Here is a 15183-nt window from a genome sequence, read left to right on the forward strand (position 1 = left end):
GCGGGTCATTCTCAGGCGCGTTGTTGATGGATAAAAGCAGCGAGCGTGGCGACGGAATAGAAGTGCTGACGCATCTCGTCACTTTCGGCAGAAAGCACTACGCCGTACTGATTTTTCACGGCCAGCCCCAGCTCCAGGGCATCAATAGAGTCCAGACCCAGTCCGTCGCCAAACAGCGGAGCGTCGGTATCGATATCCTCTGGGGTAAGTTCTTCCAGATTCAGCGTAGAGATAATGAGATTCTTAACTTCAAGGTAGAGCGCTTGCATCTTTCATTCCTGACAAAGATTGAAGACCGGATGTTAATTGCTGCTGCATATGCCGGTTTAACTGCCTTGCCGCCAGCGCAGGTTCATGCTGGCTTGCATCGTAAAAATCATGAATGTTGATGCGTTCGCGAACATCCACGGTAAAAACAGGTTTTTTGGGCGGCACATTGTACCAGCGACTCTGTTTATCCAGCATGCGTTCGCTGCAGTGGATCACCACCACGCGCAGGGAGCGGTTGCAACGAACGGCGATATTCGCCGCTCCCCGCTGCAGGGTAATGGCTTCGCCCACGCGGGTGCGGGTGCCTTCCGGAAAGATAAGCAGAGTCTCCCCCTGCGCCAGACGCTGCTGGCTGGCATGAAGCAGCGTTTCTGCTTCGCTGTTGATCAGGTAGTCGGCCGCGCGGATCACGCCGCTGACAAAGGGGTTACGCAGCAGCGCGCTTTTCACCAGACAGTCGGTTTCGTTCATGACCGACGCGAGGATCACATAGTCCAGCAGCGAAGGGTGGTTCGCTATCACCAGGCAGCCGCGCTCGGCGCGCAGAACGTCCAGGTTAGTAAAGCGGTAATCCAGTACGCCAGTCCCGCGAACGACCGCCAGGAACAGCCGAAAGCTGGCGGAAATGCTGCGTCGTGCCAGTCGGCGGCGCTTCGCGCGATCGCGCTGGAAAACCAGCAGTAGGTTAAACCAGACCAGCGACAGCAGCAGCCCGCCGAGGCCAAACAGCGCGAAGCAGAATCCGGTCATCAGCATGCGCCATAACCGATCGAGACGGGACAGGAACCGGCTCATTAGCGCGTCCACTGCCACTGCAAACGCTCGCCCGCAAGGGCAAATTGCTGCGCGTCGCTCAGATAATGTCGAAGGAACTGCAGGCTTTGCGGCAGCGCCGGCTCTTCACCTGCGCTTGCGGGGCGGGTTTCACAGCAGAGCGTGTCTCCGGCTTCAATCACCAGCGCAAGGGCGTAAGGCCAGACGGGCATCTGCGGCGGGAGTGCGGTTTGATAAAACTCGGGCAGTACGCCGTCAAAATCTACCAGCAAAATGCGGGCGTAGCCCGCGTGGAGCAAGCTCAACACTTCGCACAAACTTTGCTGGAAAGTGTCCATACCGGCGGAGACCGAGGATGAGACAATCGGCTGACCCGCGGTAATCGTGAGATTGCCTACCGCGGCATTGTGGACGGACATCGCAAAATCGGTGGGGGAGACGGGTTGCTCCGTCGCCAGCGCGTGCAGAATACGATAGTTGCGTTCAAGTTCGCCATGGCGACTGCTGTAGACCACGGCATCAATACGATGTTTGCGAAGCATCGCAAGGCCGATGTCGACCGCCAGCTTGCTGCCTGAATTAAGGCGGCGGGCGGTCATCATCGGCAGTTCGGTCGGTTTCGCAAGCGGCGCGGCGGGATCGATGGCTTCGGACTGGCGCGACCATGCCTGCCATGCATCGGCATCGCTGAGTCCTGGCGCTCTTGCCTGCCAGTCGATAATAGAGAGTGTGAATTTCATCTAAGCGCGTCCGCGATAAACCTGTTTCTGTAATGTTTTCTTCGCAAGCGCGATGTTTCAGCGTACATCGTACAGTGTTGTCGCAGGCTTGCGAATAACGTTTCTCCTAAAAATTTCCCGTAGAGTAATGTTCCGTTCTACCCCAGACGCTTAACCCGGAAGCCGGCTTTTAGGTCTGCCTGGCCCAAGCAGAATGGCCAGCTTGCTGCCGCCTTTGGTGGTCTCCATCCAGATCTTACACACGCTGGTCAGAGGGACCGAGAGCAGCATGCCGACCGGGCCCAGCAGCCATCCCCAAACCAGTAAGGATAAAAACACCACCAGCGTCGACATGCCGAGCCGGTGCCCCATCATGCGCGGCTCAAGAATATTGCCCAGCACCATGTGCACCACGAGGAACAACGCGCCGACTAGCATGCATTCGTAGAAACCGTTAAACAGAAACGCCTGAATCATCGGCGGTACGGCAGAGAGCACCGCGCCAATATTCGGCACGTAGTTCAGCAGAAAGGCCAGCACGCCCCACATCAGCGCGAACTGCACGTCCATCAGCATCAGCCCCAGCCAGACAATGACCCCGGTCCATACGCTCAGGAGCGTTTTCAGCGCCAGATATTTGGAAACGCCCTTCAGCGCCCGGTGCAAGCCGGCAATGTGAATTTGTGGATTATTCAGCGCAAAGCGCAGCTTATAGGGAACGTGGCGCACTTCGAACAGCATAAACACCACCGTCATGACCAGCAGAAGAATGCTGGCCATCGCGCCGGAAAGCCCCGTCATCAAGGTGGTGGCGTAGGTCATGACCTTCTCTGAATCCATCCGGCGCAGCATCCGTTCGGGTGAGATATGCAGATTAAGGAAAGGCACCATCTCCTGCAGCGCCACGATCTTCCGCGTCAGCTCTTTGTTGTACTGCGGCAGCATCGTTGAGAACTCGCTCAGCGAGGCCGCCAGCACGCCGAAAAGCGCCGTCAGGGCAATCAGCATGACGATAACTACGATGGTGATCGCCACCGGTCGGCTGATGCCCCGGCGTAAAAACCAGGTGACCAGGGGATTAAGCACAATGGCAAAAAAGAGCGCCAGCAGGAGCTGAACAATAATGTCGGCGGCAGAATGGATACCCGCAAGAATAACCACCAGACAGGCGAGTTTTAATAAGATGTGGAGTCCTGCTTTGTCGGACGGATTAGGAGTCATGCGCGTTCCTTAGTGTGATGACCCGGTAAGTGTAGTGCCCGGGCTTCGCTTCGTCTGGATCCGTTAATCTGAAAGTCGGTGCTGATTTTCTTATTGTGGCGTGGTAATAGTGAAACACTGTTGCAAAAAATCAGGTAGAACCCCATGCCCGAACCTGCCGCTGAACCGGCACTGAGCGGACTGCGCCTCAATCTGCGCATCGTTTCCGTCGTTATTTTCAACTTTGCCAGCTATCTGACCATTGGCCTGCCGTTGGCGGTCTTGCCGGGCTATGTCCATGACGTCATGGGCTTTAGCGCCTTCTGGGCGGGGCTGGTGATTAGCCTGCAGTATTTCGCAACGCTCCTGAGCCGCCCGCATGCCGGGCGCTACGCGGACGCGTTCGGTCCAAAAAGCATCGTGGTAGTCGGGCTGTGCGGCTGTTTCCTCAGCGGCCTGAGCTACCTGCTGGCTGCCACAACCAGCCACTGGCCGCTGGTCAGCCTGGTGCTGCTCTGCCTGGGGCGCGTTATCCTGGGTATTGGTCAAAGCCTGGCGGGAACCGGGTCAACCCTGTGGGGCGTGGGGGTAGTCGGCGCGCCGCACATTGGCCGGGTGATCTCCTGGAACGGTATTGTTACCTACGGCGCGATGGCGCTCGGTGCGCCGCTCGGCGTGGTCTGCTATGCGTTTGGCGGCCTGTACGGGCTGGCTATCACCATTATGGCGGTCGCGCTTCTGGCGATCCTCTTTGCGCTGCCGCGCCCGAAGGTGAAGGCCAGCAAGGGCAAGCCGCTGCCGTTTCGGGCGGTGCTGGGGCGCGTCTGGCCGTACGGTATGGCGCTGGCGCTGGCGACCACCGGCTTCGGTGTCATTGCGACCTTCATTACCCTGTTCTACGACGCCAAAGGCTGGGACGGCGCAGCCTTTGCGCTAACCCTGTTCAGCTGCGCCTTTGTGGGCGCGCGTTTACTTTTCCCTAACGGTATCAACCGCCTGGGCGGGCTGAATGTGGCGATGATCTGTTTTGCGGTCGAGATTGTCGGGCTGCTGTTGACCGGCATCGCCGTGGTGCCGTGGGTCGCGAAAGTGGGCGTCTTCCTCGCGGGGGCGGGTTTTTCACTGGTCTTCCCGGCGCTGGGCGTGGTGGCGGTCAAAGCCGTGCCGCAGCAGAACCAGGGGGCGGCGCTGGCGACCTATACGGTCTTTATGGATATGTCTTTAGGGATTACCGGCCCGCTGGCGGGGCTGGTGATGAGCTGGGCAGGGGTTCCGGTTATCTATCTTGCCGCGGCGGGCCTGGTGGTTATCGCCCTGATGCTGACGTGGCGGCTAAAAAAATGGCCCCCGGTGCAGGCACCGGAGGCCACGTCATCATCGTGAAACGTTACTGGATCACGATGGTATTAATGATGTTTTCAGCAGCCGTCTGCGCTTTCTGCTGGTTTTCCGCAGGCAGGGTGATCTGCAGGGTCAGCAGTTTGTTATCAACCTTGCCCAGCACCACGGAAGAGTAGGCGGTCTGGCCTTTAGCGGAGATGATGCTGTCCAACTGCTGCAGCGTGTGGCCTTTCAGTTCAATGGACTTATTGGTAACCACCTGCAGCTGTGGATCGCGGCCGCGCTGCTGATCTTCCAGACGTTTGGACAGTACGGCCAGGTCTTCGCTGGTGTCGTCGCCCACAATCACAATGACCGCTTTCTGCCCGGTTGCGTCGGAGTAAACGTGCATATTGTTTGCCTGGGTGCCCAGCTTGCCGCTCTGGTCAGTCATATCGGCTGGCAGAGAGAAACTGAGTTTGCCATCCATCAGATTCACCGGCTGACCGGTCGCATTGCTCTCTGCGGATGCGCCCTGAGCAGGCGTTTTCGTGTCGCTGTTATCACAGGCTGCAAGACCCACAACCAGCAGGCCAATCCCGACATATTTAACCAGATTGCGCATTGACTTCTTCCTTTCGATAAACGGCCATAACGGCTCATTCGATCATCTTATCACAACTGATAAAGCGAACCCTTAACCAGCCTGCAATGCCGTGATTTCAGATTTATCTGCCAGCCTTTTCAGCAGCATATTCAGCAGCACGCCGTACATAGGCAGGAAGAAGACGATACTGATGAGCACCTTGAAGCAGTAGTCCACCAGCGCGATTTCCATCCAGTGCTCGGCCATAAACGCATCCGGGCTGCGCCAGAAGGCGATGAAGAAGAAGGCCAGCGTATCGCTCACGTTACCGAACAGCGTCGAGGCCGTGGGCGCCATCCACCAGCGATGATTCTGACGCAGGCGGTTAAACACGTGCACGTCGAGGATCTGCCCCAGCGCGTAGGCCATAAAGCTCGCCGCGGCGATACGGGCAACAAACAGGTTGAAGTGGGTTAACGCCTCGAAGCCCTGCCAGCTTCCCATATAAAACAGGGAGGACACCACGTACGAGATGAACAGCGCCGGAAGCATGACGGCAAAAATAATGCGGCGGGCCAGCGGTGCGCCAAAAATACGTACGGTTAAATCCGTGGCGAGGAAAATAAACGGAAAACTGAACGCGCCCCAGGTGGTGTGAAAACCAAAAATGGAGATGGGGAGCTGCACCAGATAGTTACTGGAGGTAATCACCAGCAGGTGAAAAAGGGAAAGCCAGAACAACGCTTTTACGCGCTGCGATTCAGAAAACTGCGTCATATTGTGACCTTTTTATACGTTGGGGTGAGGGAACCCAATAAAAACCGCAGCATGATACTGCTTTGGCAGGACATTGCAATGGTTAGTTTTTACGCAATCGTTAACCTGGTTTGCTTTGACTGCAACGGGGCGTAAACTACAGCCGTTTTTACCTGACCGAGAAGATCATGACCGACCTGTTTTCCAGCCCAGACCACACCCTTGATGCCCAGGGCCTTCGCTGCCCGGAACCGGTAATGATGGTACGTAAAACCGTGCGCAACATGCAGACCGGTGAAACGCTGCTGATCGTCGCTGACGACCCGGCCACCACGCGCGATATCCCCGGTTTTTGTACCTTTATGGAGCATGAGCTGGTGGCCCAGCAAACCGACGCGCTGCCGTACCGGTATTTGATTCGTAAGGGTTAGATGGGCTGTCCTCTGCGGCCTGATGCCCTCACCCCGGCCCTCTCCCACAGGGAGAGGGAGCAAACACTAAAAATGGCCACGTAGTGGCCATTTTGCTTTTACCTAGCCCTTCATCCATGCCCGGATCCCGTCCAGGAACATCTGCGTCGCCATCATCACCAGAATCAGCCCCATCAGACGCTCCAGCGCGTTTACCCCTTTCTCCCCGAGCAGGCGCAGGAACAGCGACGACTGCAGCAGGATAATAAATGTCCCGCCCCAGGCAATCAGCAGGGCAATCACCAGATGGCTCATCTGATTCGGATACTGATGCGACAGTAGCATCAGCGTGGCCAGAATGGTCGGCCCGGCAACGAGGGGAATCGCCAGCGGCACAATAAACGGCTCTTCACCCGCGGGCAGGCCGCTGCTGCTGCCTTCCGCGCTCGGGAAAATCATCTTAATCGCAATCAGGAACAGAATAATCCCGCCGGAAATCGACACGGTTTCGGCACGCAGGTTCAGGAACGCGAGGATTTTTTCCCCCGCAAACAGGAAGATAAACATCACCAGCAGGGCGATAAGCAGCTCGCGGATCATGATCGCCCGGCGGCGCTTCGGCTCGGTGTGCTTCAGCACCGACATGAAGATTGGCAGGTTGCCCAGCGGATCCATTATCAGGATCAATAAAACCGCGGCGGAAATGATTTCACTCATGTAAATTATCCCTGAAACTCTCTATGGTTATTATGATGATTAGCTGTATTTCTGATTGCCGGGCAATCATCGATTAATTTCGCTTGCGACTTTGGCAGCATTTTGTAATGTGAAGCATATCCCAGTTCAATACTGGCTTGCACAAACAGCACACACCCTCAGCAGGAAAAAAATGCTATGAAAAACGTTGGTTTTATCGGCTGGCGCGGTATGGTCGGCTCTGTACTCATGCAACGCATGGTTGAAGAGCGCGATTTCGACGCTATCCGCCCGGTCTTCTTCTCCACTTCCCAGCTCGGCCAGGCTGCTCCGTCCTTTGGTGGTACCACAGGCACGTTGCAGGATGCGTACGATCTGGAAGCGCTGAAGGCACTCGACATTATTGTCACCTGCCAGGGCGGCGATTATACCAACGAAATCTATCCAAAGCTGCGTGAAAGCGGCTGGCAGGGCTACTGGATTGACGCGGCCTCTTCGCTGCGTATGAAAGACGATGCCATCATCATTCTCGACCCGGTTAACCAGGGCGTCATTACCGACGGCCTGAACAACGGCGTGAAAACCTTTGTCGGAGGCAACTGTACCGTCAGCCTGATGCTGATGTCGCTGGGCGGCCTGTTCGCGCAGGACCTGGTGGAGTGGGTCTCCGTGGCGACCTACCAGGCGGCGTCCGGCGGCGGCGCGCGTCATATGCGCGAGCTGCTGACCCAGATGGGCCAGCTGCACCAGAGCGTCGCGACCGAGCTGGCAAACCCGGCGTCCGCGATTCTGGATATCGAGCGTAAAGTCACTCAGCTGACCCGCAGCGGTGAGCTGCCGGTGGATAACTTTGGCGTACCGCTGGCCGGTGGTCTGATCCCGTGGATCGACAAACAGCTGGATAACGGCCAGACCCGCGAAGAGTGGAAGGGTCAGGCAGAGACCAACAAAATTCTCGCGACCGCGAACACCATTCCGGTTGACGGCCTGTGCGTGCGCATCGGCGCGCTGCGCTGCCACAGCCAGGCCTTCACCATTAAACTGAAAAAAGATGTGTCTATTCCGACCGTGGAAGAGCTGCTGGCCGCGCACAACCCGTGGGCGAAAGTGGTGCCAAACGATCGCGATATCACCATGCGCGAACTGACCCCTGCGGCCGTTACCGGCACGCTGACCACGCCGGTTGGCCGTCTGCGTAAGCTGAACATGGGGCCGGAGTATCTCTCCGCGTTCACCGTGGGTGACCAGCTCTTATGGGGCGCGGCAGAACCGCTGCGCCGCATGCTGCGCCAGCTAGCGTAATAATTTGTTAACTACGAGGGGGTGATTTTCACCCCCTTTTTTTGCGTACTACATGGAGTAAAACGCATATGTCTTATTTTTATCAGGAGTCGTGTAGAGCGTTGGCTATGCTTTAAGGAAGAGTCATTTCTTACCTGAGGTTAGGACGGGCTGACAGGATGCCCGTTCAGGTCACATTAAAGTCGTCCCAGGCGCTAAAAAAGGACGACATAAAAAAACAGGATGAATACCATGTCCGATCGTGTGGATAGAGACGTGATTAATGCGCTTATTGCGGGTCATTTTGCCGACCCCTTTTCCGTGCTTGGGATGCATCATACTGAGGCTGGTCTGGAAGTTCGGGCATTGTTACCGGATGCCACCGAAGTGTGGGTCATTGAACCCAAAACCGGCCGCAAGGTGGGTAATCTGGAATGCCTCGATTCACGTGGCTTCTTCTCCGGGGTAATGCCCCGTCGTAAAAACCCCTTTCGTTACCAGCTCGCCGTCATCTGGCACGGCCAGCAAAACCTGATTGACGATCCCTATAGTTTTGGCCCGCTCTTAAAAGAGATGGACGCCTGGCTGCTGTCTGAAGGGACCCACCTGCGACCTTATGAAACGCTGGGTGCCCATGCGGACACGATGGACGGTATCACCGGCACGCGGTTTGCCGTGTGGGCGCCAAATGCCCAGCGCGTCTCCGTTGTCGGACAGTTCAACTACTGGGACGGGCGCCGTCACCCGATGCGCCTGCGCCGCGAAACCGGCATCTGGGAGCTGTTTATCCCCGGGGCGCACAACGGGCAGCTCTATAAGTTCGAGATGATCGACGCCAACGGCAAGCTGCGCATCAAATCCGACCCTTATGCCTTTGAAGCGCAGATGCGCCCGGAGACCGCGTCGTTGATCTGCGGCCTGCCGGAGAAAGTCGTCCAGACGGAGGAACGCAAGCAGGCCAACCGCTTTGATGCGCCGATCTCCGTCTATGAGGTCCATCTCGGCTCATGGCGTCGCCACACCGATAACAACTTCTGGCTGAGCTACCGGGAGCTGGCCGACCAGCTTGTTCCATACGCCAAATGGATGGGCTTTACCCACCTGGAGCTGCTGCCGGTCAATGAACACCCGTTCGACGGCAGCTGGGGCTATCAGCCCACCGGGCTGTATGCGCCGACGCGCCGCTTCGGCACGCGCGATGACTTCCGCTACTTCATTGATGCCGCGCACGCCGCTGGTCTGAACGTGATCCTCGACTGGGTGCCGGGTCACTTCCCGTCGGATGATTTTGCGCTGGCAGAGTTTGACGGCACCAAGCTGTACGAGCACAGCGACCCGCGCGAAGGCTATCACCAGGACTGGAATACGCTGATCTACAACTACGGTCGCCGTGAAGTGTCGAACTACCTGGTCGGGAACGCGCTGTACTGGATCGAGCGCTTCGGCATTGATGCCCTGCGCGTCGATGCGGTGGCGTCGATGATCTACCGCGACTACAGTCGCAAAGAGGGCGAGTGGATCCCGAACGAGTTTGGCGGCCGTGAAAACCTGGAAGCGATTGAGTTTCTGCGCAGCACCAACCGCATTATCGGCGAGCAGGTCGACGGTGCCGTCACCATGGCTGAAGAGTCCACTGATTTCCCCGGCGTGTCCCGTCCGCCGTCAATGGGCGGCCTGGGCTTCTGGTACAAGTGGAACCTCGGCTGGATGCACGACACGCTCGACTACATGAAGCTCGATCCGGTTTATCGCCAGTACCATCACGACAAGCTGACGTTCGGGCTGCTCTACAACTACACCGAAAACTTCATGCTGCCGCTGTCCCACGACGAAGTGGTGCACGGCAAGAAATCCATTCTCGACCGCATGCTGGGCGACGCGTGGCAGAAGTTTGCCAACCTGCGCGCCTACTACGGCTGGATGTTTGCTTTCCCGGGCAAAAAACTGCTGTTTATGGGCAACGAGTTCGCTCAGGGACGCGAGTGGAACCACGACACCAGCCTCGACTGGCATCTGCTGGAGGGCGGCGACAACTGGCACCACGGGGTGCAGCGTCTGGTCCGGGACCTGAACCTGACCTATCGCCATCACAAAGCGCTGCACGAGCTGGACTTCGATCCGTACGGCTTTGAGTGGCTGGTGGTGGATGACCACGAGCGCTCGGTGTTTGTCTTTGTGCGCCGTGACAAAGCGGGTAACGAGATTATCGTCGCCAGCAACTTCACGCCGGTGCCGCGCCAGCACTATCGCTTTGGCATTAACCAGCCGGGTAAATGGCGCGAAATCCTCAATACCGACTCCATGCATTACCACGGCAGCAATGCCGGTAACGGCGGGCTGGTACAGAGCGATGCCGTCGAAAGCCACGGGCGGCCCAACTCCCTGAGCCTGACGCTGCCGCCGCTTAGCACTATCTGGCTGGTGCGGGAGGGCGAATGACGCAGCTCACGGCAGGTAAACCCGAACCGCTCGGGGCGAGCTTTGACGGAAAGGGGGTGAACTTCACCCTCTTTTCCGCTCACGCGGAGCGGGTGGAACTGTGCGTGTTTGACGGGGAAGGTAACGAGCACCGTTACGATTTACCGGCGCGCACGGGGGAGACCTGGCACGGCTACCTGGCCGGAGGACGGCCGGGGATACACTACGGTTTTCGCGTTCACGGTCTCTGGGATCCTTCTCAGGGGCACTGGTTTAACCCGGCGAAGCTGCTGATTGACCCGTGCGCGCACCGCGTGGACGGCGAGTTTAAAGACGACCCGCTGTTCCACGTGGGCTACGGCGAGCCTGACCACCGCGACAGCGCGCCCGTCGTGCCAAAAAGCGTGGTGGTGAACGATCTCTACGACTGGGAAGACGATGCCCCGCCGCGCACGCCGTGGGGAAATACCGTCATTTATGAAGCTCACGTCAAAGGGCTGACGTACCTGCACCCGTCGATCCCCAAAGAGATGCGCGGCACCTACAAGGCGCTCGGGCATCCGACGATGGTCGCCTACCTGAAACACCTTGGCATCACCGCCCTGGAGCTGCTGCCCGTGGCGCATTTCGCCAGCGAGCCCCGTCTGCAGCGGCTGGGGCTGAGCAACTACTGGGGCTACAACCCGCTGGCCATGTTCGCGCTCGAGCCCCGCTATGCCGTCCATCCGGAGAAGGCGCGGGACGAGTTTCGCGATGCGGTGAAGGCGCTCCACGCGGCGGGTATTGAGGTCATTCTGGACGTGGTGCTGAACCACAGCGCCGAAAGCGATCTCGATGGACCAACGCTCTCCATGCGCGGAATTGATAACCGTAGCTATTATTGGATCAGGCAGGATGGCGATTACGAGAACTGGACCGGCTGCGGCAACACGCTCAATCTCAGCCATCCGGCGGTCACGCATTTTGCTTATGAATGCCTGAAATACTGGGTGGAAACGTTCCACGTCGACGGTTTTCGTTTCGACCTGGCGCCCGTGATGGGGCGCACGCCGGCGTTTAGCCAGCAGGCGCCGCTGTTTGAGGCGATAAAAAACTGCCCGGTGCTCTCGCAGGTGAAGCTCATCGCGGAGCCGTGGGACATAGGTGAAGGCGGCTATCAGGTCGGGAATTTCCCGCCGCTGTTTGCCGAGTGGAACGATCACTATCGCGATGCCGTGCGCCGCTTCTGGCTGGAGCGGAATCTGTCGCTGGGGGAATTTGCCGGACGCTTTGCCGCATCCAGCGATCTCTTTAAGCGTGACGGTAAACGCCCGTCGGCCACCGTCAATCTGTTAACGGCGCACGACGGTTTTACGCTCCGGGACTGCGTTTGTTTCAATCAGAAACACAATGAGGCAAACGGCGAGGAGAATCGCGATGGCACTAACAATAACCATAGCTTTAATCATGGTATAGAAGGGTTAGGCGGAAGTCTGGACGTTATCGAGCGGCGACGCGCCAGCGTTCATGCGCTGCTGACAACGCTTTTACTGTCGCAGGGCACGCCGATGCTGCTGGCGGGTGATGAGCACGGCCACAGCCAGCACGGTAACAACAATGCGTATTGCCAGGACAACACCTTAACCTGGCTCGACTGGGGAGAAGCGAACAGCGGGTTGATCCACTTCACCGCGGCGCTGATCCATCTTCGCCAGCACATCCCTGCGCTGACCGCTGACCGCTGGTGGGAAGAGGGTGACGGGAACGTCCGCTGGCTGAATCAAGACGCGCAACCGCTAAGCGCGCAAGAGTGGCAACACGGCGTACCGCGCCTGCAAATCCTGCTCTCGGATAAGTGGCTGGTCACGCTGAACGCGACGGATGACGTCGCAGAGATTGTTTTACCTGACGGGGAATGGCGCGCCGTTCCCCCCTTTGCCGGAGCGGATAATCCGGTAGTAATGGCTGTCTGGCACGGGCCTGCGCACGGAGTGTGCGTATTCCAAAGATGATAAAAAAGGAGTTAGTCATGGTTAGATTAGAGAAAAACGATCCCTTAATGTTGGCACGCCAGCTACCATTAAAAACGGTTGCCCTGATACTTGCGGGCGGGCGTGGTACCCGTCTGAAAGATTTGACCATCAAGCGCGCCAAGCCGGCTGTTCACTTTGGTGGTAAATTCCGCATTATTGACTTTGCGCTCTCCAACTGCCTGAACTCAGGTATTCGCCGCATTGGCGTCATTACGCAGTATCAGTCGCACACGCTGGTTCAGCATATTCAGCGCGGCTGGTCATTCTTCAGCGAAGAGATGAACGAGTTTGTCGATCTCCTTCCTGCGCAGCAGCGCGTTCACGGCGAAAACTGGTATCGCGGGACGGCAGATGCGGTCACGCAGAACCTCGATATCATTCGTCGCTATAGCGCGGAATACATCGTGATCCTCGCCGGGGACCACATCTACAAGCAAGATTACTCCCATATGCTCATCGACCACGTCGAAAAAGGGGCACGCTGCACCGTGGCGTGTCTGCCGGTGCCCGTTGCGGAAGCGACGGCGTTTGGCGTCATGCACGTGGATGCGGACGACAAAATTATCGACTTCGTTGAAAAACCGGCTAACCCGCCAACCATGCCGGGAGACGACACCAAATCGCTCGCCAGCATGGGGATCTATGTCTTTGATGCAGACTATCTTTATGAGCTGCTGGAAGACGACGACAAAGACGAAAATTCCAGCCACGACTTCGGTAAAGACATCATTCCGAAAATCACCAAAGCTGGCATGGCGTATGCACATCCTTTCCCGCTGTCCTGCGTGCAGTCAGACCCGAATGCAGAACCTTACTGGCGCGACGTGGGAACGCTGGAAGCGTACTGGAAAGCGAACCTCGACCTGGCGTCGGTTACGCCTGAGCTGGACATGTACGACCAGAACTGGCCGATTCGTACCCATATGGAATCGCTACCGCCGGCCAAATTCGTTCAGGACCGCTCCGGCAGCCATGGTATGACGCTGAACTCGCTGGTGTCCGGCGGGTGCATTATTTCAGGCTCGGTGGTGGTGCAGTCGGTACTGTTCCCCCGCGTGCGGATAAATTCATTCTGTAATATCGATTCGGCAGTCTTATTGCCGGATGTCTGGGTAGGGCGCTCGTGTCGTCTGCGTCGCTGCGTTATCGATCGTGCCTGCGTCATCCCGGAAGGGATGGTCATTGGCGAGAACGCGGAAGAAGACGCGCGTCGTTTCTACCGTTCGGAAGAGGGGATCGTGTTAGTCACACGGGAAATGTTGCGGAAGCTGCAGATCAAACAGGAGCGATGATGCAGGTTTTACACGTATGTTCTGAGATGTTCCCGTTGTTAAAAACGGGCGGTCTGGCAGATGTCCTTGGTGCATTACCGGCGGCGCAAATCGCCGGAGGAGTGGATACCCGAGTTCTGCTGCCCGCCTTCCCGGATATTCGGCGCGGTATTCCCGATGCAAAAGTCGTGTCGCGTCGTGAGACCTTCGCCGGACGCATCACCCTGCTGTTTGGACATTACAATGGCGTAGGGATTTACCTGATCGACGCGCCGCACTTATACGACCGACCGGGCAGCCCGTATCACGATACGAACCTGTTCGCCTATACCGACAACGTGCTGCGCTTTGCGCTGCTTGGCTGGGTCGGGGCAGAAATGGCGACGGGGCTGGATCCGTTCTGGCGCCCGGACGTGGTGCACGCGCACGACTGGCACGCCGGTCTTGCCCCGGCGTATCTCGCCGCGCGCGGCCACCCGGCCAAATCCGTCTTTACCGTGCATAATCTGGCGTATCAGGGCATGTACTATGCCCATCACATGAATGACATCGATCTGCCATGGTCCTTCTATAACATGCACGGGCTGGAGTTTAACGGGCAAATTTCGTTCCTGAAAGCGGGCCTGTACTACGCCGATCACATCACGGCGGTGAGCCCAACCTACGCCCGCGAAATTACCCAGCCGGAGTTTGGCTACGGTATGGAAGGCCTGCTGCAGCAGCGCCATCGTGAAGGGCGCCTGTCGGGTATTTTGAACGGCGTGGATGAACAGATCTGGAGCCCGGAAACCGATCTTCTGCTGGCGGCGCGCTACGGTCGTGATTCCGTGGAGGACAAAGCGGAGAACAAACGCCAGCTGCAGATTGCGATGGGCCTGAAGGTTAACGACAAAGTGCCGCTGTTTGCGGTAGTGAGCCGCCTGACCAGCCAGAAAGGGCTGGATCTGGTGCTGGAGGCGCTGCCCGGTTTACTGGAACAGGGCGGACAGCTGGCCCTGCTCGGCGCGGGCGACCCGGTGCTGCAGGAAGGTTTCCTTGCCGCCGCCGCGGAACATCCTGGCCAGGTGGGCGTGCAGATTGGTTACCACGAGGCCTTCTCGCACCGCATTATGGGCGGCGCGGACGTCATCCTGGTGCCAAGCCGTTTCGAACCCTGCGGCCTGACGCAGCTTTACGGCCTGAAATACGGCACCCTGCCGCTGGTACGCCGCACGGGCGGGCTGGCGGATACCGTATCCGATAGCTCTCTGGAAAACCTGGCGGACGGTATCGCCAGCGGGTTTGTCTTCGAGGACAGTAATGCCTGGTCGCTGCTTCGGGCGATTCGGCGTGCTTTCGTCTTGTGGTCCCGTCCATCGCTGTGGCGTTACGTTCAACGTCAGGCGATGTCCATGGACTTTAGCTGGCACGTCGCGGCGCAGTCGTACCGCGATCTCTATCAACGCTTGATGTAACGAGGCGAAGTTACTG

14 protein-coding genes are annotated in these 15183 nt (G+C 57.9%); 7 read left to right on the plus strand and 7 right to left on the minus strand.

Going from position 1 to position 15183, the window contains the following annotated elements; translation table 11 throughout:
- Nucleotides 1-11 precede the first annotated feature (11 nt).
- From AC3WOK_RS20975 to AC3WOK_RS20990, 4 genes are all read right to left on the minus strand, one after another.
- Nucleotides 12-269 carry a phosphopantetheine-binding protein gene (locus tag AC3WOK_RS20975; RefSeq protein WP_047345717.1) on the minus strand — a complete coding sequence of 86 codons (258 nt, stop codon included), beginning with the start codon at nt 267-269 and terminating at the stop codon, nt 12-14.
- Complete coding sequence (locus tag AC3WOK_RS20980; protein ID WP_063428540.1) at nt 250-1065, minus strand: lysophospholipid acyltransferase family protein; 816 nt, start codon at nt 1063-1065, stop codon at nt 250-252. Before AC3WOK_RS20980 ends, AC3WOK_RS20975 begins: the two co-directional genes overlap by 20 nt.
- Entirely contained in the window at nt 1065-1784 is a 720-nt protein-coding gene (locus tag AC3WOK_RS20985; protein ID WP_059311408.1) for a beta-ketoacyl synthase chain length factor, read from the minus strand. Before AC3WOK_RS20985 ends, AC3WOK_RS20980 begins: the two co-directional genes overlap by 1 nt.
- A gap of 150 nt (nt 1785-1934) precedes the next feature.
- Nucleotides 1935-2984 carry an AI-2E family transporter gene (locus tag AC3WOK_RS20990; protein ID WP_059311407.1) on the minus strand — a complete coding sequence of 350 codons (1050 nt, stop codon included), beginning with the start codon at nt 2982-2984 and terminating at the stop codon, nt 1935-1937.
- Nucleotides 2985-3128: 144 nt separating this feature from the next.
- Here AC3WOK_RS20990 and AC3WOK_RS20995 point away from each other — a divergent pair, with 144 nt between their 5' ends.
- A complete protein-coding gene (locus tag AC3WOK_RS20995) occupies nt 3129-4346 on the plus strand; it encodes an MFS transporter (RefSeq protein ID WP_063958035.1) in 1218 nt (405 codons plus the stop codon).
- Nucleotides 4347-4350: 4 nt separating this feature from the next.
- On the opposite strand, the gene AC3WOK_RS21000 is transcribed toward AC3WOK_RS20995, so the two are convergent.
- Complete coding sequence (locus AC3WOK_RS21000; protein WP_047345722.1) at nt 4351-4908, minus strand: DcrB family lipoprotein; 558 nt, start codon at nt 4906-4908, stop codon at nt 4351-4353.
- A gap of 72 nt (nt 4909-4980) precedes the next feature.
- Nucleotides 4981-5646 carry a 7-cyano-7-deazaguanine/7-aminomethyl-7-deazaguanine transporter gene (locus tag AC3WOK_RS21005; RefSeq protein WP_047345723.1) on the minus strand — a complete coding sequence of 222 codons (666 nt, stop codon included), beginning with the start codon at nt 5644-5646 and terminating at the stop codon, nt 4981-4983.
- 167 nt (nt 5647-5813) lie between these two features.
- Here AC3WOK_RS21005 and tusA point away from each other — a divergent pair, with 167 nt between their 5' ends.
- On the plus strand, nt 5814-6056 hold the full coding sequence (tusA, locus tag AC3WOK_RS21010) for a sulfurtransferase TusA (protein ID WP_025759645.1): 243 nt from the start codon (nt 5814-5816) through the stop codon (nt 6054-6056).
- A gap of 102 nt (nt 6057-6158) precedes the next feature.
- On the opposite strand, the gene yhgN is transcribed toward tusA, so the two are convergent.
- On the minus strand, nt 6159-6752 hold the full coding sequence (gene yhgN / locus AC3WOK_RS21015; RefSeq protein ID WP_003861574.1) for an NAAT family transporter YhgN: 594 nt from the start codon (nt 6750-6752) through the stop codon (nt 6159-6161).
- 177 nt (nt 6753-6929) lie between these two features.
- On the opposite strand from yhgN, the gene asd reads away from it, so the two are divergent.
- The 5 genes from asd (at nt 6930) to glgA (ending at nt 15167) form a co-directional block, all read left to right on the plus strand.
- On the plus strand, nt 6930-8033 hold the full coding sequence (gene asd / locus AC3WOK_RS21020; protein WP_033146834.1) for an aspartate-semialdehyde dehydrogenase: 1104 nt from the start codon (nt 6930-6932) through the stop codon (nt 8031-8033).
- Between the two features lie 231 nt (nt 8034-8264).
- Nucleotides 8265-10451 carry a 1,4-alpha-glucan branching enzyme gene (glgB, locus tag AC3WOK_RS21025; RefSeq protein WP_492355073.1) on the plus strand — a complete coding sequence of 729 codons (2187 nt, stop codon included), beginning with the start codon at nt 8265-8267 and terminating at the stop codon, nt 10449-10451.
- Nucleotides 10448-12421, plus strand: a complete 1974-nt coding sequence (gene glgX / locus AC3WOK_RS21030; protein WP_492355074.1) for a glycogen debranching protein GlgX — start codon at nt 10448-10450, stop codon at nt 12419-12421. The genes glgB and glgX overlap by 4 nt, the downstream gene beginning before the upstream one ends.
- A gap of 17 nt (nt 12422-12438) precedes the next feature.
- Complete coding sequence (gene glgC, locus AC3WOK_RS21035) at nt 12439-13734, plus strand: glucose-1-phosphate adenylyltransferase (RefSeq protein ID WP_023309510.1); 1296 nt, start codon at nt 12439-12441, stop codon at nt 13732-13734.
- On the plus strand, nt 13734-15167 hold the full coding sequence (gene glgA, locus AC3WOK_RS21040; protein ID WP_059311218.1) for a glycogen synthase GlgA: 1434 nt from the start codon (nt 13734-13736) through the stop codon (nt 15165-15167). The genes glgC and glgA overlap by 1 nt, the downstream gene beginning before the upstream one ends.
- The last annotated feature ends 16 nt before the right edge of the window (nt 15168-15183 follow it).

The organism is Enterobacter sp. FW301-JW81 (assembly GCF_058788735.1).

Coding starts and splice junctions, on each gene's coding strand:
- AC3WOK_RS20985 (WP_059311408.1), bottom strand. CDS start 1,784: ATGAAATTCACACTCTCTATTATCGACTGGCAGGCAAGAGCGCCAGGA.
- asd (WP_033146834.1), top strand. CDS start 6,930: ATGAAAAACGTTGGTTTTATCGGCTGGCGCGGTATGGTCGGCTCTGTA.
- AC3WOK_RS21005 (WP_047345723.1), bottom strand. CDS start 5,646: ATGACGCAGTTTTCTGAATCGCAGCGCGTAAAAGCGTTGTTCTGGCTT.
- glgC (WP_023309510.1), top strand. CDS start 12,439: ATGGTTAGATTAGAGAAAAACGATCCCTTAATGTTGGCACGCCAGCTA.
- glgA (WP_059311218.1), top strand. CDS start 13,734: ATGCAGGTTTTACACGTATGTTCTGAGATGTTCCCGTTGTTAAAAACG.
- AC3WOK_RS20990 (WP_059311407.1), bottom strand. CDS start 2,984: ATGACTCCTAATCCGTCCGACAAAGCAGGACTCCACATCTTATTAAAA.
- tusA (WP_025759645.1), top strand. CDS start 5,814: ATGACCGACCTGTTTTCCAGCCCAGACCACACCCTTGATGCCCAGGGC.
- yhgN (WP_003861574.1), bottom strand. CDS start 6,752: ATGAGTGAAATCATTTCCGCCGCGGTTTTATTGATCCTGATAATGGAT.
- AC3WOK_RS21000 (WP_047345722.1), bottom strand. CDS start 4,908: ATGCGCAATCTGGTTAAATATGTCGGGATTGGCCTGCTGGTTGTGGGT.
- glgX (WP_492355074.1), top strand. CDS start 10,448: ATGACGCAGCTCACGGCAGGTAAACCCGAACCGCTCGGGGCGAGCTTT.
- AC3WOK_RS20995 (WP_063958035.1), top strand. CDS start 3,129: ATGCCCGAACCTGCCGCTGAACCGGCACTGAGCGGACTGCGCCTCAAT.
- AC3WOK_RS20975 (WP_047345717.1), bottom strand. CDS start 269: ATGCAAGCGCTCTACCTTGAAGTTAAGAATCTCATTATCTCTACGCTG.
- AC3WOK_RS20980 (WP_063428540.1), bottom strand. CDS start 1,065: ATGAGCCGGTTCCTGTCCCGTCTCGATCGGTTATGGCGCATGCTGATG.
- glgB (WP_492355073.1), top strand. CDS start 8,265: ATGTCCGATCGTGTGGATAGAGACGTGATTAATGCGCTTATTGCGGGT.